Source organism: Acidovorax sp. T1 (assembly GCF_002176815.1).
Classification (GTDB): domain Bacteria; phylum Pseudomonadota; class Gammaproteobacteria; order Burkholderiales; family Burkholderiaceae_C; genus Acidovorax.
Genome location: NZ_CP021648.1, coordinates 1,966,478 through 1,990,219, shown reverse-complemented (window position 1 = coordinate 1,990,219; position 23,742 = coordinate 1,966,478). Strand labels below are relative to the sequence as shown.

Annotated in this window: 17 protein-coding genes; 4 read left to right on the top strand and 13 right to left on the bottom strand. The window is 65.7% G+C overall.

Annotated elements, in window-relative coordinates:
* Positions 1-219: 219 nt before the first annotated feature.
* The 5 genes from phbB to CCX87_RS09275 form a co-directional block, all read right to left on the bottom strand.
* Complete coding sequence (gene phbB, locus CCX87_RS09295) at positions 220-957, bottom strand: acetoacetyl-CoA reductase (RefSeq protein WP_086912362.1); 738 nt, start codon at positions 955-957, stop codon at positions 220-222.
* 217 nt (positions 958-1,174) lie between these two features.
* Entirely contained in the window at positions 1,175-1,957 is a 783-nt protein-coding gene (locus CCX87_RS09290) for an EAL domain-containing protein (RefSeq protein ID WP_087745738.1), read from the bottom strand.
* Between the two features lie 40 nt (positions 1,958-1,997).
* Complete coding sequence (locus tag CCX87_RS21540) at positions 1,998-3,446, bottom strand: methyl-accepting chemotaxis protein (RefSeq protein WP_269466816.1); 1,449 nt, start codon at positions 3,444-3,446, stop codon at positions 1,998-2,000.
* A gap of 162 nt (positions 3,447-3,608) precedes the next feature.
* Entirely contained in the window at positions 3,609-4,787 is a 1,179-nt protein-coding gene (locus tag CCX87_RS09280; RefSeq protein WP_087745733.1) for an acetyl-CoA C-acetyltransferase, read from the bottom strand.
* 90 nt (positions 4,788-4,877) lie between these two features.
* Positions 4,878-6,578, bottom strand: a complete 1,701-nt coding sequence (locus CCX87_RS09275) for a PHA/PHB synthase family protein (protein ID WP_087745730.1) — start codon at positions 6,576-6,578, stop codon at positions 4,878-4,880.
* 107 nt (positions 6,579-6,685) lie between these two features.
* On the opposite strand from CCX87_RS09275, the gene CCX87_RS09270 reads away from it, so the two are divergent.
* Positions 6,686-7,057, top strand: coding sequence for a hypothetical protein (locus tag CCX87_RS09270; RefSeq protein ID WP_087745728.1), 372 nt, complete (start codon positions 6,686-6,688; stop codon positions 7,055-7,057).
* On the opposite strand, the gene pgeF is transcribed toward CCX87_RS09270, so the two are convergent.
* Genes pgeF through CCX87_RS09255 form a run of 3 tightly spaced genes read right to left on the bottom strand, consistent with a single transcriptional unit; the run spans position 6,965 to position 9,001 of the window.
* Positions 6,965-7,834, bottom strand: coding sequence for a peptidoglycan editing factor PgeF (gene pgeF, locus CCX87_RS09265; protein ID WP_087745726.1), 870 nt, complete (start codon positions 7,832-7,834; stop codon positions 6,965-6,967). The two genes, CCX87_RS09270 and pgeF, sit on opposite strands and share 93 nt — an antisense overlap.
* Before the next feature lie 7 nt (positions 7,835-7,841).
* A complete protein-coding gene (maiA, locus tag CCX87_RS09260; protein WP_087745724.1) occupies positions 7,842-8,510 on the bottom strand; it encodes a maleylacetoacetate isomerase in 669 nt (222 codons plus the stop codon).
* Positions 8,507-9,001, bottom strand: coding sequence for a MarR family winged helix-turn-helix transcriptional regulator (locus CCX87_RS09255; protein WP_087745722.1), 495 nt, complete (start codon positions 8,999-9,001; stop codon positions 8,507-8,509). Before CCX87_RS09255 ends, maiA begins: the two co-directional genes overlap by 4 nt.
* 146 nt (positions 9,002-9,147) lie before the next feature.
* On the opposite strand from CCX87_RS09255, the gene CCX87_RS09250 reads away from it, so the two are divergent.
* The 3 genes from CCX87_RS09250 to CCX87_RS09240 all read left to right on the top strand — a co-directional run bounded on the left by CCX87_RS09250 (position 9,148) and on the right by CCX87_RS09240 (position 13,251).
* Entirely contained in the window at positions 9,148-9,843 is a 696-nt protein-coding gene (locus CCX87_RS09250; RefSeq protein WP_087745720.1) for a fumarylacetoacetate hydrolase family protein, read from the top strand.
* 93 nt (positions 9,844-9,936) lie between these two features.
* Positions 9,937-10,488: an NUDIX hydrolase gene (locus CCX87_RS09245; protein WP_087745718.1), complete on the top strand. Its 552-nt coding sequence runs from the start codon at positions 9,937-9,939 to the stop codon at positions 10,486-10,488.
* Between the two features lie 198 nt (positions 10,489-10,686).
* Complete coding sequence (locus CCX87_RS09240; RefSeq protein ID WP_087745716.1) at positions 10,687-13,251, top strand: chemotaxis protein CheW; 2,565 nt, start codon at positions 10,687-10,689, stop codon at positions 13,249-13,251.
* A 96-nt stretch (positions 13,252-13,347) separates the two neighbouring features.
* Here CCX87_RS09240 and CCX87_RS09235 read toward each other — a convergent pair whose 3' ends face one another.
* The 5 genes from CCX87_RS09235 to smc form a co-directional block, all read right to left on the bottom strand.
* Positions 13,348-15,774: a penicillin-binding protein 1A gene (locus tag CCX87_RS09235; protein WP_087745714.1), complete on the bottom strand. Its 2,427-nt coding sequence runs from the start codon at positions 15,772-15,774 to the stop codon at positions 13,348-13,350.
* A 68-nt stretch (positions 15,775-15,842) separates the two neighbouring features.
* Positions 15,843-16,787, bottom strand: a complete 945-nt coding sequence (locus CCX87_RS09230) for a patatin-like phospholipase family protein (protein ID WP_087745711.1) — start codon at positions 16,785-16,787, stop codon at positions 15,843-15,845.
* Positions 16,787-18,898 carry an NAD-dependent DNA ligase LigA gene (ligA, locus tag CCX87_RS09225; RefSeq protein ID WP_087745709.1) on the bottom strand — a complete coding sequence of 704 codons (2,112 nt, stop codon included), beginning with the start codon at positions 18,896-18,898 and terminating at the stop codon, positions 16,787-16,789. Before ligA ends, CCX87_RS09230 begins: the two co-directional genes overlap by 1 nt.
* Before the next feature lie 14 nt (positions 18,899-18,912).
* Complete coding sequence (locus tag CCX87_RS09220; protein ID WP_087745707.1) at positions 18,913-20,028, bottom strand: cell division protein FtsZ; 1,116 nt, start codon at positions 20,026-20,028, stop codon at positions 18,913-18,915.
* Between the two features lie 149 nt (positions 20,029-20,177).
* A complete protein-coding gene (smc, locus tag CCX87_RS09215) occupies positions 20,178-23,702 on the bottom strand; it encodes a chromosome segregation protein SMC (protein ID WP_087745704.1) in 3,525 nt (1,174 codons plus the stop codon).
* Positions 23,703-23,742: the final 40 nt, after the last annotated feature.

Below are 23,742 nucleotides of genomic sequence, written 5' to 3'. Positions count from 1 at the left end.
ACGCGTTGTTGGTACATCACAGGAGTTTTCCAGTATGAATACCACCGCAATCTTGACAGCCTGGCCCGAAGACGAACGCGACCGCAAGCGCGCACCGGCCCGCCTTTGAGGGCGTGGCAGCCGCCCACACAAAATGGCGGCGGCAGCCCCTTCATCCATGTTCCTCTCAACAAAAAACCCCGCATTGCGGGGTTTTTTGTTATTTGCTTCGGGTCGGAATCAGCCCATGTGCAAGCCGCCATTGACGGAAAAATCGGCGCCGGTGGCGTAGCCACCCTCGTCCGATGCCAGCCAGGCGATGATGGAAGCAATCTCGCTGGGCTCGCCCAGGCGCTTGACCGGCACAGTGGCCACGATCTTTTCCAGCACATCGGGGCGAATGGCCTTGACCATGTCGGTGCCGATGTAGCCCGGGCTCACGGTGTTCACCGTCACGCCCTTGGTGGCCAACTCTTGTGCCAGCGCCATGCTGAAGCCGTGCATGCCCGCTTTGGCGGCGGAATAGTTGGTCTGGCCTGCCTGGCCCTTTTCGCCGTTCACGCTGCTGATGTTGATGATGCGGCCCCAGCCCTTTTCCACCATGTCGGCCACCACCTGCTTGGTAACGTTGAACATGCTGTTGAGGTTGGTTTCGATCACCTGATCCCAGTCCTCCCGGGTCATCTTGAGGAACATGCGGTCGCGCGTGATGCCGGCGTTGTTGACCAGCACATCGATGGAGCCGTGTTCTGCCTTGGTCTTGGTAAAGGCTTCCACGGTGGAATCCCAGTCGCCCACATTGCCCACCGACGCATGAAAGGTGTAGCCCAGGGCCTTCTGCTCATCGAGCCACTTGGTGAAGTCGCGCGTGGGGCCGCAGCCGGCGATCACGGTGAACCCGTCCTTGTGCAAACGCTGGCAGATGGCCGTGCCGATGCCGCCCATGCCGCCGGTGACATACGCTACTTTTTTGCTCATGTGATTTCTCCTGGTTGTAATGTGTTCTGCACCACTCTACCCAAGAATTGCGGCAACGCGGTGAAGGAAAACACTGAAGCGGCCATTTTTCTGCAAGACCGCCCCCGTCCACCCATACCCGCGTGTAGCGCGCGGTATTGAGCGAGCGCAGAGTGCGGACATCCGCCGCAACTCCGCGCCAGGAAAATGAGAATGAGGCGCGCCCTGCCTGCCCGCTTCAAGCGCTGCCGCCGGACAGCGGCAAGGTCTCCCAGCCCGGTTTGGCAAACAGATAGCCTTGCTGATAGTGAATCCCGGCCGAACGCAGGTGCTCGGACTCTTGCGCCGTCTCGATGCCTTCGGCCACGATGTCGATCCCCAGGCGATCACACACCAGGGCAATGCCGGCCACGATGGCCTGGCGTACGGGATCCTGGTCAATGTTGCGGATCAGCTCCATGTCGATCTTCAGCACATGGGGCTGGAACTGGACCAGCATGTTCAGCCCGGCGTAGCCCGCGCCAAAATCATCGATCGCCGTGATCAGGCCCTGGCGGCGGTATTCGTTGAAGATGGACTTGAGGTGGGCACCGTTGGTCACCTGCTCGCCTTCGGTCACTTCGAACATGATGCGGTCGTGCGGAAACTCAAATTCCTTGGCCGCTTCCATGGTGGCCCGGATGCAGGTTTCGGCCCGGTACACGGCGTTGGGCAGAAAATTGATGCTCAGGCGGCAACCCGGCAAGGCGGCCAGCCCCAGGCGCGAAGCCAGTTCGATGGCTTTCACCCGGCAAGCCTGGTCAAACCGGTAGCGGTGGGCTTCATCCACCCACGACAACACGGTGGCTGCCGACTGCCCATCTACGCCCCGCACCAGCGCTTCGTAGGCAAACGGGCGCCCGGTCTGCAGGTCCATGATGGGCTGGAATGCCATCGTGAAATCGAACGGAAGCTGCGTCTTGTCGCGACAGGCAGCGCAGCCCACGGGCTCAAAGGGTTGGGCGAAAACAGTTGGTTTCATTGGTCGATGATACCAGGCCAACGCCCGTGGACGTGCCCGCTCATGCGCTGCGCGCCAGCGCAAAAACTGCCACCACCTGCGCCAGGCGCTGCGCCTGATCCGTCACCGTGCCTGCGGCAGCCGCGGATTGCTCCACCAGCGCCGCGTTCTGCTGCGTCATCTGGTCCAGCTGGCCGACCGCCTGGTTGATCTGCGCGATGCCGGTCGACTGATCACGCGCCGCCGCGTGGATCTCGCCCATCATTGCACTGACCTGCTGCACCGAGCCCACGATCTCCGACATGGTGCGGCCCGCGTCGTCGGCCAGCTGGCCACCGGCCGAGGCCTTTTGCACCGAGGTTTCGATGAGTGACTTGATCTCGCGCGCCGCCTGTGCAGAGCGTTGGGCCAGGCTGCGCACTTCGGTGGCCACCACTGCAAAACCGCGCCCCTGTTCGCCCGCACGGGCCGCTTCCACCGCGGCATTGAGCGCCAGAATGTTGGTCTGAAAAGCGATGGAGTCGATAACGCCCGTGATGTCGGCAATGCGGGCTGAACCTTCGTTGATCTCGCGCATGGTGTGGATCACGCGCCCCACCACGTCGCCGCCATGCCGGGCCACACCTGCAGCCGACACCGCCAGGGCATTGGCCTGTTCGGATGCGTTGGCAGACTGGCGCACCGTGCCGGTGAGTTGCTCCATGTTGGCGGAAGTTGCCTGCAGGCTGCCTGCGGTGTCTTCGGTGCGCACCGATAGGTCTTGCGCACCCATGGCAATCTCCTGGCAGGCCAGCGCCATGCTGGTGGCCGCCTCCTGAACGGTGGCCACGGTCTCGTGCATGCGCTCCAGCGCCTGCTTGAGCGCCATCCCACCGGGCGTTTCCACGGCAATGTGAGAGACATCCAGCGCAATCTGGTCGCCACGCACCATGGCCGCCGAAAGGCGCTGCAACTCCAGCGACTCGCGGGCCGTGCGTCCCATGTTCACCGCGAGAATCACCTCCAGCACCGTCTGGATCACCACGTACACCGCGTGCAGCACCACCCGGGCAAAGTCGGGGCTGGTCATGCAATACACACCAAAGCCCGCCGCCTGCAGGCGATCGAACAGCACATGGTGCACGGCAAACAGCAGTGCCGCCCACACAATGGGGCGCCAGTCCAGGTACACCAGCAACAAGGCCAGTGTGACGAACACGCCGAAGTGGAACTCCAGCATGCCCTGCGCGAGCTGGATATGCAGGGCCACCAGGCCCACCTGGACAAAGGCCAGCACCAGACGGGACGCCAGCGTGCCCTGCGCCAGGGCATAGGCAGCGCCAGCGATCAGCACCAGCGCCCCCGAGGCCACTAGTGCCAGCGTCGAATCCACAAACCGCAGTCCCAGCACCACCGCGGCAATGGCACTGAGCGCAATGGCCACCAGCATGACGCGGTCGCCCAGCATGGCGCTGTCCAGACCCTGCGATACGGACTTTTCGGACTGTGGGGAGTGGGATAGATTCGACATAGATTCCTGACTTGCACCAATATGTGTGCATTGTAACTGTTTAGTATTTATGCAACCATTGAGTTCAATCAAGACAGAAATGAAAAAAGCCGCGTACCACGCGGCTTTTTGAGGGGGCGCGTGTTCAGCACACAGCTGACTGCACAGGCATCCAGACTTCTTTCAGCGCTCCAGCGCCAGCGAAACGCCCATGCCCCCGCCAATGCACAGCGCAGCCAAGCCCTTTTTGGCATCACGGCGTTGCATTTCGTGCAGCAGCGTCACCAGGATGCGGCAACCAGAGGCGCCGATGGGATGGCCAATGGCAATCGCGCCGCCGTTCACATTGACCTTGGCGGGGTCGATGGACAGTTCCTTGTTCACGGCGCAGGCTTGCGCGGCGAAGGCCTCGTTCAGTTCGAACAGGTCCACATCGGCGGCGTTCCAGCCAGCGCGCTGCAGCGCCTTGCGCGAAGCAGGCACCGGGCCCATGCCCATGGTGGCCGGGTCCAGGCCGCTGGTGCCAAAGGCGGCAATACGGGCCAGGGGTTTGAGGCCCAGGGCCGCAGCCTTCTTGGCGCTCATCACCACCACGGCAGCGGCGCCATCGTTGATGCCCGAGGCATTGCCCGCCGTCACGGTGCCCGCCTTGTCGAAGGCCGGGCGCAAACCGGCCAGCACTTCGGCACTGGTCTTGCGGTTCAGGTATTCGTCGGCATTGAACAGGATGGGGTCGCCCTTTTTCTGGGCCAGGCTCACACCCACGATCTCATCGGCAAACTTGCCCGCGTCTTGCGCGGCAGCGGCCTTTTGCTGGCTTGCCAGGGCCAGTGCGTCCTGCATGTCGCGGGTGATGCCGTAGGCCTTGGCCACGTTTTCAGCGGTGATGCCCATGTGGTACTGGTTGTACACATCCCACAAGCCATCGACGATCATCGAGTCGATCAGCTTCCAGTCGCCCATGCGCTGGCCGTCGCGCGAGCCGTTCAGCACATGCGGCGCCAGGCTCATGTTCTCCTGGCCACCAGCCACAACGATCTCGCTGTCGCCCCAGGCCACGGCCTGGGCCGCCAGCATCACTGCCTTCAGGCCTGAGCCGCACACGGCGTTGATGGTGAGGGCCGGTGTTTCCTTGGCCACGCCGGCCTTCATGGACGCCTGGCGCGCCGGGTTCTGGCCCACGCCGGCTGCCAGCACCTGGCCCATGATGACTTCACCAATCTGGTCGGAGGCCAGCCCCGCGCGCGCGATGGCCTCGCGGATCACGATGGAACCCAGTTCGGTGGCCGGCGTCTTGGCCAGTGCGCCACCAAATTTGCCCACGGCGGTGCGGGCAGCTGAAACAATGACGATGTCTTCCATGGAAAGTCCTTTCAAGGTGGATCGGTGCGGGGCCCGTTTCGAGCCCCGGCGGGGTTTTTCAGATTCTCGCAGCCGCCTACCGCGTTTCAGTCAGGCCTTTTGCTTGACGTAGCGGCCCGGCGCCGGCTCGACGGCCTTGAACCGGGTGCCTTTGCCGTAGGCCTTGGGCGCCGCAATCTGCTTGCCGGCCTGGCCCTTGAGCCAGGTGGACCAGTCGGTCCACCAGCTTCCGGGATACTCGGTGGCGCCTTCCAGCCATTGGTCGAGGGTGGCGGGCAGCTTGCCGTCGGCGCGAATCCAGTGGCTGCGCTTGTTTTTGGCGGGTGGGTTGATGACACCGGCGATGTGGCCCGAGGCGCCCATCACAAAGCGCTTTTTACCGGGCAGCACCTGGGTGGAGGCATAGGCGGCGTTGATGGGCACGATGTGGTCTTCGCGCGAGCCATAGATGTAGACCGGCAGCGTGAGGTTGGCGAGGTCCATCTTCTCGCCGCACACGATCAGCTTGCCAGGCTTGACCAAGTTGTTTTCGAGATAGAAATTGCGCAGATACCAGGCGTAGAACGGCCCGGGCAGATTGGTGCTGTCGCTGTTCCAGTAAAGCAGGTCAAATGGTGGCGGCGTTTCGCCCTTGAGGTAGTTGCCCACCACGTAATTCCACACCAGATCATTGGGTCGCAGAAAACTGAAGGTCGAGGCCAGGTCCTGCCCCTTCATGAGCCCGCCCTTGCCCAGCTGCATTTCGCGGAACTTCACGAAAGCCTCGTCGATGAACACGTCGAGGATGCCGGTGTCGGTGAAGTCGATCAGCGTGGTGAGAAAGGTGGCACTGGCCACAGGATCATCGCCACGCGCGGCCAGCACCGCCAGGGCATTGCTCAGGATGGTGCCACCCACGCAAAAACCCAGGGCGTTGACCTGCTCGGCGCCGGTAATGTTCTGCACCACGTCGATGGCGGCCATGGCACCGTCTTCCACATAGTCGTCCCAGGTCTTGTGGGCCAGGCTGTCATCGGGGTTGCGCCAGCTCACCACAAAGGTGCGGTGGCCTTGTTCGACGGCGTAGCGGATCAGCGAGTTCTCGGGCTGCAGGTCGAGGATGTAGAACTTGTTGATGCAAGGCGGCACCAGCAGGAACGGGCGCTCGTACACCTTGGCGGTCAGGGGCTTGTATTCGAGCAGCTGAAACAGCTCGTTTTCAAACACCACGGCGCCTTCGGTAGTGGCCACGTTGCGGCCCACCTCGAACAGGCTTTCGTCGGTCATCGACACATGGCCCTGGGTGATGTCGTGCAGCAGGTTTTGCATGCCTTTGGCAATGCTCTCACCCTTGGTCTCGATGGCTTTCTTTTGCGCTTCGGCGTTGAAGGCCAGGAAGTTGCTGGGTGCCATGGCGGCCATCCATTGCTCCACGCCAAAACGGATGCGGGCCTTGGTTTTTTCGTCGGACTCCACGGCGTCGGCCAGGCCCATCAAAGTGCGTGCGTTGAGCAGGTAAGCTGCAGCCGAAAAAGCCGCCACCGGGTTGCTGGCCCAGCCATCGCCCGTGAAACGCCGGTCCTTGATTTCGGGTGTGGCCTGCAAGCCCTGGGCCCACAGTTCCTTGGCATCCTGAAGATACTGCTGTTGCAGCGCCTGCAGCTTGGTCGAAGAAAACTGCACGGGGGCGCCCCCCGGAAGGCGCCCCGCCGTTTCAGCAGATTGAAAAGACTGCAACGCTTTCGTCCAGCTGTCACCGAAAATCTGCTGGAATTGCTGGGCGCCTTGGGCCCAAAGTGCTTCAGAATTCATGTTGTCTCCTCAATGGTGGGGCGGTCGCACTGCATGGGCTTTTGCACCATTGTTGCCCACATGGTGCCGCAAGGCAACGTTCACCAGCGTCTTTGTCTCTTCTGCTTATGTACCTTGTCATCATCGCCTGGCTGTATGTCACCCTCATGATGGCCGTCGCTGAAGCCACCAGCAGCACCGGTAGCCTGCTGGGTGCGTTGGTCACGTTTGTGCTGTATGGCCTGCTGCCGATGGGCATCGTGGCGTACATCCTGGGCACCCCCGGGCGCAAGCGGGCCATCAAGGCGCGCGAGCAGCCCGAGCAAGCCGCCTACGACGCGCAGCAGGCGGCGCAGCAAGCGCCCGCGCCCATTGCGTCGCCAGTGGAGCCTTTGCCCAAGTTGCCGTCAGCTGCTACTTGCGTCGCGCCAGATGCAGGCGGCCATGCGGCCGCTGCCGCCCAGGACCCGTTGGTCGCGCCGGTACGAAAAGAACCGTGAGGCATTGCCCACGGTGCACCAGGGCGCAGTGCTGTCGTTGCCAAAGATCTGCGTGACACCCAGTGCACGCAGCCGCAGCCGCGCCAACCCCGCCAGATCGGTCAGAAACTTGCCCTGGCCTTGCGGCACAAAGCAGGCCTGGGCCGCCGGGTGGTGCTGACAAAACGCTTCGCGCACTTCGGCCCCCACCTCAAAGGCAGTGGGGCCGATGCAGGGCCCCAGCCACGCCATGGTGTGGGCGGCTATCGTTTCAGTCGATTCATTTTTGATAGCTGCTAGCGCTTTATCTGTATGGGCTAGAGCCTTAAAACGCTCAAAAACCGCTTCCAGAACACCCGTCCCGTCCATTCCCGCCAGCCCGCGCCAGCCCGCGTGGGCCGCGCCCACCATCGCGCCCGAGCCATGCGCCAGCAGCACGGGCAGGCAATCGGCCACCATGATGGTGCAGACCGCGCCCGGCTGCGTGGCCACACAGGCGTCGGCCTCGGTGCCATCGGGCGTTGCAGGGTCGATATCGGCCACCACCGTGCCATGCACCTGGTTCAGAAACACCGCCCGGGCGCCCGGTGAGGCGCCTTGCACCGCCGCTTGGAGTCGCTGCCGATTGGCCAGCACGGCCCCTGGCGCATCACCCACATGGCTGCCCAGGTTCAGGCTGGTATAGGGGCCGCTGCTGACACCGCCAGCCCGCGTGGTGCACAGGGCGTGCACACCGGCAGGCGCGGGCCACTGCGGCTGCAGCCAGTCGACGTGGCCTATGCCGGGGGGCTGGTTCATGGCTTGTTCAAGGCTGGTGGTCCGGGCAGGCCGAGGGCTGTGCCTGCTGGAATGCGGGCAGCGCCATGCAGGCGGCGAAGGCCGCCATGGTCAGCGGCACCCCTTCCAGGTTGACGTTGAAGCGCTGGCAATTGAAGACATGCGGCACCAGGCAGCAATCGGCCAGCGTGGGTGCATCGCCCCAGCAATACACCGAAGGCGCCAGCCCCTGCGTGGCGCGCTGCTGCGCCAGCACCACCAACTGGCGCTCGAACGCCTCCAGCCCGCTGCGGGCCCAGTGGATGTACCAGGCGTTCTTGCCGGCTTCGTCCACCTTCAGCTCGTGCACCAGATATTTCAGCACCCGCAGGTTGTTCAGCGGGTGCATCTCGCACGCCACCATCTGGGCCAATGCCCGCACATGGGCGCGGGCCAGCGGCTCGGCGGGCAGCAAGGGCGGCGTGGGATGGGTTTCATCGAGGTATTCGATGATGGCCATGGACTGAGACAGCGCCACGCCATCGTCGGTCAGCAAGGTGGGCACCAGCGCGTCACCCACCCGGCCGGTATAGGCCGGGTCGTGGTGCTCGCCGCGCACCAGGTGCACCGGGATGTAGTCGTAGTCGAGCCCCTTGTAATGCAGCGCGATGCGCACACGAAACGAAGCCGATGAACGGAAATAGCTGAAGAGTTTCATGGGTTGGAGAGCAGAGGTAAATCAGAAAGCGGCGGGTGCGGGGCACCGACATTGCCCGGCACTGCCGGGCCGCACACCAGCTTGGTCAGCAGGGCCTGGAGCTGCCCCACCTCGGCTTGCGACAGCGGCGCCATCAGGCGCTCTTGCACCCGCTGGGCATTGGCGCGCAACTGCAGTGCCACTGCCGCGCCGGCCGGCGTAACCCATAAGAGCTTGCGCCGCCGATCCCGCGCGTCGGGCACCCGCCGGATCCAGCCACGCGCCTCCAGGCGGCCGATCACCGATCCCGATGTGGCGGCATCCAGTGCCACGCGGGCGGCCAGCGTCACCTGGTCCGCACCGGGCTGGTTGATCAATTCGTTCAGGATGGCGAACTGCACCGGGGTCACGTCAAAACCGGCCGTTTCTTCCATGAAAAGCGCCACGGCGCGCTGGTGCGCACGCCGGACAAGGTGGCCTGGCGCCTGATGCAAATCGAAGCTCTGTGCCATGGGCGCGAGTGTAGCGCCCCACCAGCAGACTGGCGGCCCCCGTGGCACACTGCTGCAGGGCGGCGCCACAGTGCAACTGCACCACCGTCTGCCATCGCGCCAACGCCCCCGCATCGTTGCTCCCTCCTGTAGAAGAAAGACCAAACATGAGCTATGTTTTTTCTCCCGCGCCCGTGGCCAGCGTGCCTGTTGTAGGCTCTGGCGACCGTTTTCCGGTGCACCGCATCTATTGCGTGGGCCGCAACTACGAAGAACACGCCAAGGAAATGGGCTTCTCCGGCCGCGAGCCGCCGTTCTTCTTCCTGAAACCGGCCGACGCCATCGTCGTGGTCAACGCCGGCGAAACCGGCCAGCTGCCCTACCCCAGCCTCACGGCCAACCTGCACCACGAGATCGAACTCGTGGTGGCCATTGGCAAGGGCGGAAAAAACATCAAAGCCGCCGATGCGCTGCAACACATCTACGGCTACGCCGTGGGCCTGGACATGACGCGCCGCGACCTGCAAAACGACATGAAAAAGCAGGGCCGCCCCTGGTGCATCGGCAAGGGCTTTGACGCCAGCGCCCCCATCGGACCCATCACCCCGGCCGCGCAGGCGGGCGACGTCGCCCAAGCCGCCATCTGGCTGCAGGTCAACGGCGCCGACCGCCAGCGCAGCAACGTGTCCCAGCTCATCTGGAACATTGCCGAAACCATCGAGCACCTGTCGGCCGCGTGGGAGCTGGCCCCCGGCGACCTGATCTACACCGGCACCCCCGAAGGCGTGGGCGCCGTGGTGCGCGGCGACACGCTGGAAGGCGCTGTGGACGGCCTGCCCACGCTGCGCCTGAGCGTGGTGTAGCCAGCCAGAAAGCGCCCGCATTTACTTCACTTTTCATAGCTGCTAGCGCTTTATCCATAAGCGCTAGCGGCCTGTTTTACCTATATTCTCTGCATGACCTTGCGCAGCCCCATCAAACACTGCCGCGAATGCGGCACGGCCGTGGTTTACCGCCTGCCCGACGACGGCGACACCAAGCAGCGCGCCGTGTGCCCTGCCTGCCACACCGTGCACTACGAGAACCCGCTGAACGTGGTGGGCACCGTGCCCGAGTTCGCCGATGGCCGCGTGCTGCTGTGCAAACGCAACATCGAGCCGCGCTGGGGCAAATGGACGCTGCCCGCCGGGTTCATGGAGCTCGATGAAACCACCGCCCAGGGCGCAGCCCGTGAAACCGACGAAGAGGCCGGCGCCCAGATCGAAATGGGGCCGCTGTTCAGCCTGCTGAACGTGCGCCGCGTGGGCCAGGTGCACCTTTTTTATCGCGCCCGGCTGCTCAGCGAGCAGTTCAACCCCGGCTACGAGACCATTGAGGCGCGCCTGTTCACAGAAGCCGAGGTGCCCTGGGACGAGCTGGCTTTTCGCACCGTCAAAGAAACGCTGGAGGCGTACTTTGCCGACCGGCGCCGTGGCAGCTTCGGGCTGCACTGCATCGACGTCGAGTAGTTCCGCCGCGCCAGGCAACGCCTTCTGCCTTCCGACTTCTGATTTCCCAACGGCCACTGCGTACAGTGGCCGTTTTCATTGGCAACACTTCTTCTCCATTCCAACAACGCTCCGGCCCGGTTATTGCTTGATACGTATCAACAAGTAACCAGAGCACGGCAATGGCTTTGTGCTCTCGTGCCTCAAGGAGAAAAGACCATGGGCTTGGCAACCAACACCCGCTTGAACACCGACGAGTTCATGCCCTTCATGCGCGATGTGCTGCGCTGCGAAAACTCGCTGCGTGAGCTCAACCTGATGTGGCGCCTGATCGAATCGTCGGCCAAGATGAACTGTCCTGAGGAGGCCCACAGCATCTTGCCGATGATGGCGGCCACGCGCACCGGATTTCAAAGGCTGGAGCGCGATCTGGTCAGCTCGCTGGTGCAAGAGTCGCTCAGCGAAGTCATGGCCGAAATCGGCACCAGCGCCCGCCATGTGATCGACATCGTGGTGCGCAACCTCTACGAGCGCACGGCTGACGTGGGCTTTCTGGCCACCGACCAGGAGTTGTGTCGCTTCGTGGCGGGCCAGGACACTGAACCAGCGCCGGTGCTGGAGCGCCTGCGCGAATACCGCAACAAGTACACGGTGTACGACGAAATCATGCTGCTCGACCGGAACGGCAATGTGCTGGCGCAGATTGACGAAGAGTCGCCCGTGGAAGGCAGCCACGACCCACTGATCGCGCAGACGCTGCAACACCAGGGCTACGTGGAAACCTTCCGCCCCACCAGCCTGCGCCCCGGCAAAGAGCACGCCCTGATCTATTCGCACCGCATGCTCGACCCGCGCACCGGCGAGCCCGTGGGTGTGCTGTGCCTGAGCTTTGCGTTCCAGGGCGAAATGGAAGGCATCTTCCAATCCCGCGCCAACGAAGACCGTCGCAGCATTGCGCTGCTGCTCGATGGCGAGCACCGCGTGATTGCCAGCGGCGATCCGCTTTGGATCCCGGTCGGCGCCCCGGTGCCTGTGAACCAGCATGGTGCACCGCAGTTACTGTTGCGCAGTGGCCGCACTTACCTGGTGCAGACCGTGGCATCGCAGGGCTACCAGGGCTATCCCGGCCCGGCGGGCTGGAAGGGCCAGGTCATGGTGCCAATCGAACTGGCGTTTTCCGGCAAGCAGGGCCGCGCTCTTGACAACCTGGAGCCGGCCATCGCCCAGGGCCTGCTGGCACATGCACAAAGCTTTTGCCCGCCATTGCACGAAATCGTCACCGCAGCGGACACCATTCGTCGTGTGGTGTGGAACGGCCAGGTCATGACAGCCGGCGAGCGCGGCGGCCAGCACCAGCTCAAGGCCGTGCTGGAGCAGATTGGTGAAACCGGCGCACGCACCAACGAGGTATTCACCCAGTCCATCCGCGACCTGTACGACACCGTGCTCAGCTCACGCATGCGCGACAGCGAACTCCTCACCCGCCTGCTGGTAGATCTGCTGGACCGCAATCTGTATGAGCGGGCCAACGATTGCCGCTGGTGGGCGCACACACCCGAGTTGCGTGCCGCCCTGGCCCAGCCCGATACGGGCGACTGGCAGCAAATCCATCAGATTCTGGAGCACATCAACGCGCTCTACACCGTGTACACCCGCCTCGTGGTGTATGACTGCCAGGGCCGGATCGTCGCCGCCAGCCGGCCTTGCAGCGGGGACGGCAGCTCTGTGCTGGGTAGCCATGTGGATGCCGCGACGCTGGCCGCCGTGCTGGCGCTGCCCGATACCCAGTCTTACTACGCCACCCCCTGGCAGCCCTCGCCACTGTGCGATGGCCAGGCCACTTACATCTACCACGCAGCCATCCGCGCGCCGGGCAACGACCAGACGGTGGTGGGCGGCATAGGCATCGTCTTTAATGCAGCCGCCGAATTGGACGCCATGCTGCGCGGCGCCACGGCCGACAAGCCAGGCACCCGCACGGTGTTTATCGATCGCCAAGGCCTGGTGCTGGCCAGCACCGACCCGCACCGTGCCGTCGGCAGCACCCTGCCATTGCCCCCCGAGATGCTGCAGCAGGGCCGTGGCGCGAGCGTGTCGCGCGCCATGGTGCACGACGGCCATTACTGCATCGTCGGCTGCTCGGCGTCCAACGGCTACCGCGAGTTCAAGGTCAGCGACGGCTACCGCGACGATGTGCTGGCGCTGTCCTTCGAGTCGCTCGGCGCCGTACAAAACGGTGCACTCGATGCCGCGCAACGCCAGCGCACCGCACTGCAATCCATGTCCACTGCGTTGGATGGCCAGGAAATGGCCACCTTCTTTGTCGATTCCGCACTGTTCGCGCTGGACGCCGGATCGGTGCTGGAAGCGCAGAGCGCCAGCGCCATCGCCCCGGTGTCGGCGGGCCGCCAGCCCTATTGTGTTGGCGCGCTGGCACGCAAGGCCCATGACAGCATCACCGGTTACGTCTGGGTGTTCGACCTGGGCCATCTGCTGCGCGGCCAACCCTCCGAAATCACGCAGGAAAGCCAGGTCATCGTGCTGCAGCACGGTGGCCGCCGCACAGGCCTGCTGGTGAGCGAGCTGCATGGTGTCACCGCCTTTGCACGCGACCAAATCATTAAAGCCCCCGCCATGCCTGGACAGCAAGGTCAACTCATCACCCATCTGATCCGGGCCAACCAGAGTCAGACGCTGGTGCAGTGCATGGACGCAGGGCACTTGATGGCGTTGTTGCGCAGCGGAACCAATAGCCCGGAAAACCTGCAACGCCAGGCGGCATGAGGAAGTTGGCCTGTCGCTAGCCATGACTGGACCAGCACCACGCGGTGGCGGCGGACCTCGGACGAGTTCACCGCCGCATCGCACAAGCAAGCAGGTTCAGGGCGGGCTTTCCATCACCAGCGGCGGGTTGCCTCCCATGGGACCGGGCCGGTCCACCCCCCTGCCCGGCTCCACCGGGTCCGATGGCGGGGGCGTAGGCGTAAGCACCACATCGGGTATGCGCAGCTCCGGCGCCTGGGGGCTGGCGTCGGGCAGTGGCGTCAGTTCGGGGGGCTCCGCCATCTGGGGCGGCGGCGCGGGCGCGCGGCGCGGCTCTGGCGGGGCCGGCGTGGGTGGTGCCGCGTCGGGACCGAACAGGCCGTTCCACCAGCCGCGCACTCCCTCCAGCGCACGGCCCAGCGGGCTGACCTGCTCTTGGTCCGTGAAACGCTCGCCGGCATCGATGATCCGGCTGCGCAGCGCCTGCTGCACAAAATCGCCCACCATGGGCAGTGCGCTGTGCGCGCCCTGGCCCCAGTAATCACTGCGCAGGGTGATGCGGCCGTCGTTGAAGCCGGCCCAGGCACCGGCCACCAGCTGCGGGTGTATCAGAATGAACCAGCCGTCGGCGTTGTCCTGCGTGGTGCCGGTCTTGCCCGCCACATCGGCCTGTATGCCGTAGCGCGCTCGAATGGCCACACCCGTGCCCTTGTCGATCACGCCACGCATGGCATTGCGCAGGGTTTGCGCGGCCTCCAGGGGCAGCACCTGTTCGGGCGCTGCATCGGCAAAGGTCTGCAGCACATGGCCATGGCGGTCTTCGATGCGGGTGATGAGCACCGGTGCGCGGTAACGGCCCGCACTGGCGATGGTGCCGTAGGCTGTCACCATTTCCTTCAGGGTCACGGGGCTGGTGCCCAGCGCGAGCGCCGGTACCTCGTCGAGCGGGCTCTGGCGCACGCCCATGGCACGGGCCAGCTGGGCGACCTTGGCGGGTCCCACCCGCTGCATGAGCTGGGCGGTGATGGTGTTTTTCGAATAGGCCAGGCCGTCGCGCAGCGTCATGGGCTCGTCACTGGGCGGGCCGCCATCGCTGGGGCGCCACACATTGCCGCCCCCCAACGCAATCTCGACCGCCTGGTCCATCAGCGTATCGGTGGGCAGCGCACCCTGCGCAAAGGCCGCGCCATACACAAAGGGCTTGAAGGTGGAGCCGGGCTGGCGGCGCGCCGCCTGCACATGATCGAAAGGGTCTTGGGCAAAGTCGCGGCTGCCCACCCAGGCGCGGACATGGCCGTTGCGCGGGTCCAGCGCCAGAAAGCCGGCCTGCACCCGGGTTTTCTCGTTGCGCAGTTTGCGCATGAAGGCGGCGTCGGCCAGCAGGCCTTCGAGGATTTCGTCGGGCGGCGGGGCGTCTTGCCTGGCCGCAGCAGCGCGGTACTCGGGCGACTCGCGCACCAGGCTTTGCACCAGCGGGTTGCGCGCCGTCCAGCCATCGCGCCGGGCCCAGGCCGCATCGGCCACGCCCTGCAGCTGGCGGCCCTGGCGCGCCACGGCCTGGTTGGCATAGGCCTGCAGGCGCGAATCGATGGTGGTGCGAATCACCAGGCCGTCGGAATACAGGCTGTAGCCCTTGCTGTCGGCCCATTCGATCAGCTGCTTGCGCAACTGCACCGCAAAGTGCGGCGCGGGCCCCATCACCTCGGTCTGGCGCTCGAAGTTGACGCGCAGCGGGCGCTTTTGCAGCGCATCGAACTGCTTTTGCTCCAGCTTGCCGCGCTTGAGCATTTGCGACAGCACGGTGTTGCGCCGCGCCTTGGCGCGCTCGGGGTTGAGCACCGGGTTGTAGTAGGCCGTGCCCTTGAGCATGCCGATCAGCGTGGCGCTTTCCAGCACGTTGAGCTGGTCGGCCGACTTGTCGAAATACGTGCGCGCGGCCATCTCGATTCCGTAGGCGTTGTACAGAAACGGCACGGTGTTGAGGTAGGTCTCCAGAATCTCGGGCTTGGTGTAAGACGCCTCGATCTTGAAGGCGGTGATCGCCTCCTTGAGCTTGCGCGTGAGGGTGCGCGAGCGGCCGATTTCCTCAGGGAAAAGATTGCGCGCCAGCTGCTGCGTGATGGTCGAGCCGCCCTGCGTGTCGCCCCGCAGCGTGAACACCACCGACGACGCCGTGCGCCGCCAGTCCAGGCCCCAGTGGCTGTAGAAGCGGTGGTCTTCGGTGGCGATGAGCGCATTGACCACATGCGGTGAAATCTGCTCGAGCGCCACCCACTCGCGGTTGGCCCAGCGGTATTCGGCCAGCAGCTTGCCGTCGGCCGACATGAGTTGCGCGGGCAGCTCGCTCTTGGCCTTGCGGATGTCGCTGATACCCGGCGTAAAGGGCACCAGCGCCACCGCATACAGCAGCAGCGCCAGCGGCAAGGCGGCCAGCAGCCACGCCAGACTGTGCAGCGAAACCAGCCGCTCGGGCCGGCGCAGCAAGCGGTCCAGCGCCGAACGCAGCGCAGCCCAGCGGGTGCGCGGGGGTTCAAAAACAGACATGAAAAACAGTATAAAAATGGCCGCTAGGGCTTATATACAAAGCGGTACTAGCTATTAAATAAGGAGTATCACCGCATAAAGCGCTGCAGCTGCGGCAGGCTGGCCTTGGCGGCGCGGCGGCCCTCTTCGATGGCCTCGCTGGCGCGGTGAAAGTCGAGCAGCCCCAGGCTGGACAGCGCGGGCGCCACCACCATCTCGGGCGGATCGCCGGCCATGCGGCTGCGGGTGATGCGCATCTGCATGATGGCGACGCTGGTCATCACCACGTCCAGCACCGACGGCACGCGCTGCGGCGCGGGCACTGCGGGGCCGTCGGCGCGCCAGGGGGTGAGGCGCTGCATCCAGCCAACGCTCTTGGATGGCACGGGCTCGGGCGCTGATTCGGGCGCCGCCTCGGCATCGGGCGCGGGCGCCTGCACCACGGCCAGCGGCTGCATGTGGCGGTGCAGGATGTCGGAGTTCAGGTCCACGCCAATCACGATGTCCGCCCCCATGGCACGCGCCAGCGACGTGGGCACGGGGTTGACCAGGCCGCCATCCACCAGCAGCCGCCCGTCTTCTCGCGCCACGGGCGTGAACAGGCCCGGCAGTGCAATCGAGGCGCGCACCGCGTCGGCGATGGAGCCATGGCGCAGCCACACTTCGGCGCCCGAATGCAGATCGGTGGCCACGGCGCCAAACAGCATGGGCGACGATTCGATGTCAAAGTCCGCGAAATTGCGGCGCCAGAAAGCGATCAGCTTTTCGCCCTTGAGCATGCCGCCCGAGAGGTTGAAGTCCATGAAGCCAAACACATCGCGCATGCCCAGGCCCTGCACCCAGTCGGCAAAACGATTCAGCTCACCCGCAGCGTAGGCGGCCCCCACCAGCGCGCCAATCGACGAGCCACAGACAATGTCGGGCCGCACGCCCTCCTCGTCGAGCACCTGCAGCACCCCGATATGCGCCCAGCCACGCGCCGAGCCGCTGCCGAGGGCCAGGCCCAGCCGGGGGACACGCCGGGTCAGCGCCATCAGGCGGCGCCTTCCTGCGCCGGGGCGCCACCAGCCGGCTGCAGCAGCGCCAGCATGCCGGCCTCGTCGAGCACGGGCACGCCCAGCTCCTGGGCTTTGGCGAGCTTGCTGCCAGCCTCTTCGCCCGCCACCACGTAACTGGTTTTTTTGCTGACCGAGCCGGCCACCTTGGCGCCGGCGGCTTCGAGCAGATCCTTGGCGGCGTCGCGGCTCAGGGTGGGCAAGGTGCCCGTCAGCACCACGGTCTTGTCCGCCAGCACCTGGGGCGCGCGCTCGGCCGGGGCGCCCTCGGGCCAGATCACGCCGCAGGCGCGCAACTGCTCCACCACCTCGCGGTTGTGCGGCTGCTGAAAGAAGGTGTGCAGGCTCTGCGCCACCACGGGGCCCACGTCGGGCACCTGCAGCAACTGCTCAACGCTCGCATCCATGATGGCGTCGAGCGTGCCAAAGTGGCGCGCCAGGTCTTTGGCCGTGGCCTCGCCCACATGGCGCAGGCCCAGGCCGAACAAAAAACGCGGCAAGGTGGTCTGCTTGGATTTTTCGAGCGCGGCCAGCACGTTCTGGGCCGATTTCTCGGCCATGCGCTCCAGCGCGATGAGGGATGTGAGGCCCAGGCGGTACAGGTCGGGCAGCGTGCGGATCATGTTGGCGTCCACCAGCTGGTCCACCAGCTTGTCGCCCAGGCCCTCGATGTCCATGGCGCGGCGCGCGGCAAAGTGCAGGATGGCCTCCTTGCGCTGGGCAGCGCAGAACAGGCCGCCGGTGCAGCGGTGGTTGGCCTCGCCTTTTTCGCGCACCACGGCGCTGCCGCAGACGGGGCAGGCGGCGGGCATGCGGAAGTTGGGCACGTAGCCCGCGCGGTGGCCGGGCATCACACCCACCACCTCGGGAATCACATCCCCCGCGCGGCGCACGATGACGGTGTCGCCCACGCGCACGCCCTTCTTGCGGATCTCGAACAGGTTGTGCAGCGTGGCGTTGGTGACGGTGACCCCGCCCACAAACACCGGCGCCAGCCGCGCCACGGGTGTGATCTTGCCGGTGCGGCCCACCTGCACGTCGATGCCTTCGATCTTGGTGGCCATCTCCTGCGCCGGATATTTGTGCGCCACGGCCCAGCGCGGCTCGCGGGTCTTGAAGCCCAGGTCGCGCTGCAGCTGCAGGGAGTTGACCTTGTAAACGACGCCGTCGATGTCGTAGGGCAGCGCATCGCGGCTGGCGCCCACTTGCTGGTGAAATGCTACCAATTCCGTAGCGCCTAGCGCAATAGCCACCTGGGCTGCGACCGGAAAACCCCATGATTTGAGGGTTTGCAGCATCTCGTAATGCGTGCGGAACACCGGGCCGCCTTCGGCGGGCGGCGTGATGGCGCCCAGGCCGTAGGCAAAAAAGCTCAGGGGCCGCTGGGCAGTGATGCCGGAATCGAGCTGGCGCACCGCGCCCGCCGCCGCATTGCGCGGGTTCACAAAAGTCTTGCCGCCCTGCTCGCGCTGGCGCTCGTTGAGCGCGTCGAAGTCGGCCCGGCGCATATAGACCTCGCCGCGCACTTCCAGCAGCGGCGGCACGCCTTCTGGCAGGGTCAAAGGGATTTGCCGGATGGTGCGGATGTTGTGCGTCACGTCCTCGCCCACCTCGCCGTCGCCGCGCGTAGCGGCCTGCACCAGGCGGCCGTTTTCGTAGCGCAGGCTCATGGCCAGGCCGTCAAACTTGGGTTCGGCCACGTATTCGATGGGCGGGTCGGATTCCGCCAGGCCCAGCTCGCGCCGCACGCGCGCATCAAACGCCTGCGCGCCGGTGGCCTCGGTGTCGGTTTCGGTGTGGATGCTGAGCATGGGAACCGCGTGGCGCACGGGGGCCAGGCCGTCCATCACCGCGCCCAGCACGCGCTGCGTGGGCGAGTCGGGGGTGATGAGATCGGGGTGCGCGGCCTCCAGGGCCTGCAGTTCGCGGTAGGCACGGTCGTATTCGGCGTCGGGCACGGTGGGCGCGTCCAGCACGTAATACTGGTGCGCCCAGTGGTTGAGCTGGTCGCGCAGCGCTTTTATTTTGATAGCTGCTTGCGCTTTATCCACGGGCGCTGGTGCCGAAAACAGGTCTAAATTTTCCGTCATGACCGCACAAGGGCTCAGCTGAACAGGCGCCGCGCCAGCACCGAGCCCGCCGACAAATCGCGCCCATCCAACTGGTCGTACAGCAGTTCCAGATCGGTGGCGATCGGGTCCATGGCCATGGCGGGCAGCGGGGTGCCGTTTTGGTCGCACAGCACGCCGTCCATGGCCTCGCACAGGGCGGCGGCCACTTCGCGCAGGCGGGCGAAGGGCTGCTCGCTGCGGTGCACCTGGGCGACATCCAGGCTCAGCGTGATGTCGCGGATGGCGGACTGGTCGGGGTCTTCGGCCAGGGCGGCCTGCGTGTCATAGCCCAGCGTCAGCACGGGCGGCAGGCCTGCGCTGCTGGCGGGCAGCACCAGCCGGCCGGGCATGGCGCCCACCACAAAGCCCAGGCGCGCGGCATTCTGCTGCACATAGCCGGGGCTCCAGGCCGCCTGGCGGGCGCGCAGCATGAAAGACAGCTGCGCATCGTGGTCGCTGGCAAACTGGTCGAGCTCGCGGGCGCGGGCCACTTCCTGCAGCATGTCGGGAAAATCGGGCGCCGCGTTGATGGCGTCGGCAAACGCCTGGGCCTTCACCACAAACTCTGAAAACTCGATCTCGTTGAGCGCGCCCGTGCGGTTGGCCAGCTGCACTCCCGCCTGAAAGCTCTGGTAGCGCTGGCCGGGCGCGGGCGTCTCCCACTGCTGCGTCGCCTCGTTGAGGCCTTCGATGGCAAAGGGCTTGCTGCCCGCACGCCGCGTGGGGGGCAAAGCGGCCAGCGCCGCATCGCCCGACACCGATTGCTCGGGCTGCAGCGAGGCGATGATGTCGATCAGCGGGTCCAGCCCCAGACGGCGCTCGTGCAGCAGGGGCGGCACGGGCAGCTCCATGGCGTCGTCGGCATCCACCGTGTGGCTGGCGGGCTCGGGGCCTCGGTCAAGGCCATGAAACGCGCCACCATCCACCGGCGCCGCCGCATCGAGATCGAACGCGGGTTCCTGGCGCAGCGTGGGCTCTGCCGTGCGCTCCGGCTCTTGCGGCACAGCGCGCTTGGGCGCGTTGCGGCGCGAGGTCCAGGCGTTGTAGGCCACGATGAGGGCCAGCACCAGGCCACCGATGATGGCCAGACTCAGTTGCAATGTGCTCATATCAATACGTTCTCAGCGATCCGTTGCGCCGCAAGCCGCCGTCCCGCGCAACTGGCGCGGCCCAGGCGAGAAACGCCGTGGAACCGGCTTTGCCGGGCCACTGGCGTTGTCCCCCGCGGGGGAAGGCGCGAAGCGACTCAGGGGGGATTTCATATCTCTGCCATGGAGAGGGCCGACTCCATATCGACGGCCACAATGCGCGACACGCCCTGCTCCTGCATGGTCACGCCGATCAGTTGCTCGGCCATTTCCATGGCGATCTTGTTGTGGCTGATGAACAGGAACTGGGTTTCCTTGCTCATGCTGGAGACCAGCTTGGCGTAGCGCTCGGTGTTGGCGTCGTCCAGCGGCGCGTCCACCTCGTCCAGCAGGCAAAACGGCGCGGGGTTGAGCTGGAAGATGGCGAACACCAGCGCGATGGCCGTCAGGGCCTTTTCGCCACCCGACAGCAGGTGAATGGTCTGGTTCTTCTTGCCCGGCGGCTGCGCCATCACCTGCACGCCGGAATCCAGGATTTCGTCGCCGGTAATGATGAGCCGGGCCTGCCCGCCGCCAAACAGCTCGGGGAACATGCGCCCGAAATGGCCGTTGACGGTGTCGAACGTGCCCGACAGCAGCTGGCGCGTTTCGCCGTCGATCTTGCGGATTGCGTCTTCCAGCGTGTTCATGGCCTCGGTCAGGTCGGCCGTCTGTGCGTCGAGGAAGATTTTGCGCTCGCTGGCCAGCTTCAGCTCGTCGAGCGCAGCCAGGTTGACGGCGCCCAGGGCGGCGATCTCGCGGTGCAGGCGGTCGATTTCGCTTTGCAGGCCGCCCACGCGCACATTGCCCTCGGCAATCGACTGGGCCACGGCTTCGAGGTCGGCCTGCGCGTCGGTCAGCAGCGTGGTGTATTGCTCCAGGCCCAGGCGCGCGGCCTGCTCCTTGAGCTGGAATTCGGTGATGCGGGCGCGCAGCGGGTCGAGCGCGCGTTCGAGCTGCATGCGGCGCTCGTCGCTGGCGCGCAGCTTGGCGGTGAGGTCGTCGTATGCGCTGCGCTGGGCCGACAGGGCTTTTTCGCGCTCCATCTTCGCCTCCAGCGCCTGCTGCAGGCCACCTTGCGCGGCTGCGTCGGACAGACGGGCCAGCTCGTCACGCGCGCGCTGCTGCTCGTCGGCCAACGAAGTGGCCTGGTGCGTGGCGGTTTCGATGGAGCGGGACAGCTCGGCGCGGCGCGCCTCCAGGCTGCGCTGCGAGAAGGTGGCCTCCTGCGCCTGGCGCTCCAATGTGCGCTGCTGCTCGCGGCAGGCCGTGAGCTTGCGCTCGGCCTCGATCACGCGGTCGCCCAGCTGGGCTTCGCGCTCCTGGCTGTCGGCCAGCTGCATGTCGAGTTCTTCAAAGCGCGCCTCGGCGGCCACACGGCGTTCCTGCAGGTCGGCCAACTGGGCCTCCACCTCGGCCAGGTCGGCGTCGATTTGCTGGCTGCGCGCGCGGGTCTGCTCGGCCAGTTGGGTCAGGCGCAGGGTTTCAACCTGCAGCTCGTGCGCGCGGCCCTGGGTTTCGGTCGCTTCGCGGCGGGCGGCCACCAGGCGCTGGGTGGCGTCGGCATAGGCGGCTTCGGCGCGGACCAGGGCGGTGCGCGATTCTTCGGCGATCAGCGCCTGGGCACGCAATTCTTTTTCGAGGTGCTCGATTTCCTGCGCGCGGGCCAGCAGGCCGGATTGTTCGGAATCCTGCGCATAAAAGCTCACGCTGTGGGCGCTGACGGCATGGCCCGTGGGCACGAACACCACTTCGCCGGGTTGCAGCTGGCTGCGGCGGGCCAGCGCTTCATCCAGCGTGGGCGCGGTGTAGCAGCCTTGCAGCCAGTCGATGAGCACGGCACGCAGGCCGGAATCATGAAGGCGCAGCAGGTCCGACAGGCGGGCGTGCTGCGATGATGTTTCAGGGTGGCCCGCAGCGGGTGCGCTGTAGAAGGCCAGGCGCGCGGGCGGCGCGTCGTTGCCGCCAGAGCCGAGGAAGCCTCGCACCATGTCCAGGCGCCCTACTTCCAGCGCGCCCAGTCGCTCGCGCAGCGCGGCTTCGAGCGCGTTTTCCCAGCCGGGCTCGATGTGGATGCGGCTCCACAGGCCTTGCAGGCCGTCGAGGCCGTGCTTGGCCAGCCAGGGCCGCAGCTTGCCGTCGGTCTTGACCTTTTCCTGCAGCGCCTTCAGCGCTTCCATGCGGGCCGACAACTCGGCCTGGCGTGCGCTTTCACGGTTCACCGCCTGCTGGCGCGCACGGCGGTCGTCGTCGAGCTGGGGCACGGATTCCTGCAGCTCGTGCAGCCGGGCCTCGGTGGTTTCGGCAATCTCCTGCGCTTCTTCGAGCTGTTCGCGCAGGTTGGCCAAGCGGGCCTCGTCGGGCGCGGCCAGGGCGTTGCGGTCGGTGCGCAGGCGCTCAAAGCGGGTGTCCAGCTGGCGGCTTTGTTCGTCGATGCTGCGCTGCTCGGCGGCCAGCACGCCAATCTGCTGCTGCACCTGCACCACGCTGCTGCGCTGCTCGGCCGTGCGGCTTTGCGCCTGGCGCAGGGCTTCTTCCAGGTCGGGCAACTGCATGGCCTGCTCTTCAACCTGGGCGGCCAGCATCTCGGCGCGCTCTTCAGCATCGACGCCGGCACCGGCCAGGTTCTCCAGCTCATTGTCGGCCTCTTCCTTGCGGGCCTGCCACTGGGCGATCTGCTCGGCCAGCGTCACCAGGCGCTGCTCCACGCGCTGGCGGCCTTCGATCACGTAGCGGATTTCGGCTTCAAGCTTGCCGACCTCGGCCGTGGCTTCATAGAGCTTGCCCTGGGCCTGGTTCACCTGGTCGCCAGCCGCGTAATGGGCCTGGCGGATGGTTTCGAGGTCGGACTCGACGGCGCGCAGGTCGGCCATGCGCGATTCGAGGTCGTTCACCGCCTGCAGGCCTTCCAGGCGCACCTTGGTCTGCTGGTCTTCAGCGTCGGCGCGCTTCAAAAACCACAGCTGGTGCTGCTTGAGCGTGGCGTCGGCCTGCAGGGTGTTGTACTTGGCGGCCACCTCGGCCTGCTTTTCGAGCTTCTCGAGGTTGGCGTTCAGCTCGCGCAGGATGTCTTCGACCCGCGTGAGGTTCTCGCGCGTGTCCGAGAGGCGGTTTTCCGTCTCGCGGCGGCGCTCCTTGTATTTGGAAACCCCGGCAGCCTCTTCGAGAAACAGGCGCAGCTCTTCGGGGCGACTTTCGATGATGCGGCTGATGGTGCCCTGGCCGATGATGGCGTAGGCGCGGGGGCCCAGGCCGGTGCCCAGGAACACGTCCTGCACGTCGCGGCGGCGCACGGGCTGGTTGTTGAGGTAGTAGCTGCTGGTGCCGTCGCGCGTGAGCACGCGGCGCACCGCCACTTCACCGTACTGTCCCCACTGGCCGCCTGCGCGGTGGTCGGAGTTGTCGAACACCAGTTCCACACTGGCACGGCTGGCCTGCTTGCGCGTGGTGGTGCCGCTGAAGATCACGTCCTGCATGGACTCGCCACGCAGCTCGCTGGCCTTGCTCTCGCCCAGCACCCAACGCACCGCATCCATGATGTTGGACTTGCCGCAGCCGTTCGGCCCCACCACGCCCACCAGTTGCCCGGGCAGCATGAAGTTGGTGGGTTCAGCGAACGACTTGAAGCCGGAGAGCTTGATGGAGGTAAGACGCACGGGTCAGGGGTTCAGGCAAAAAATGGGGACACGCCAGGAA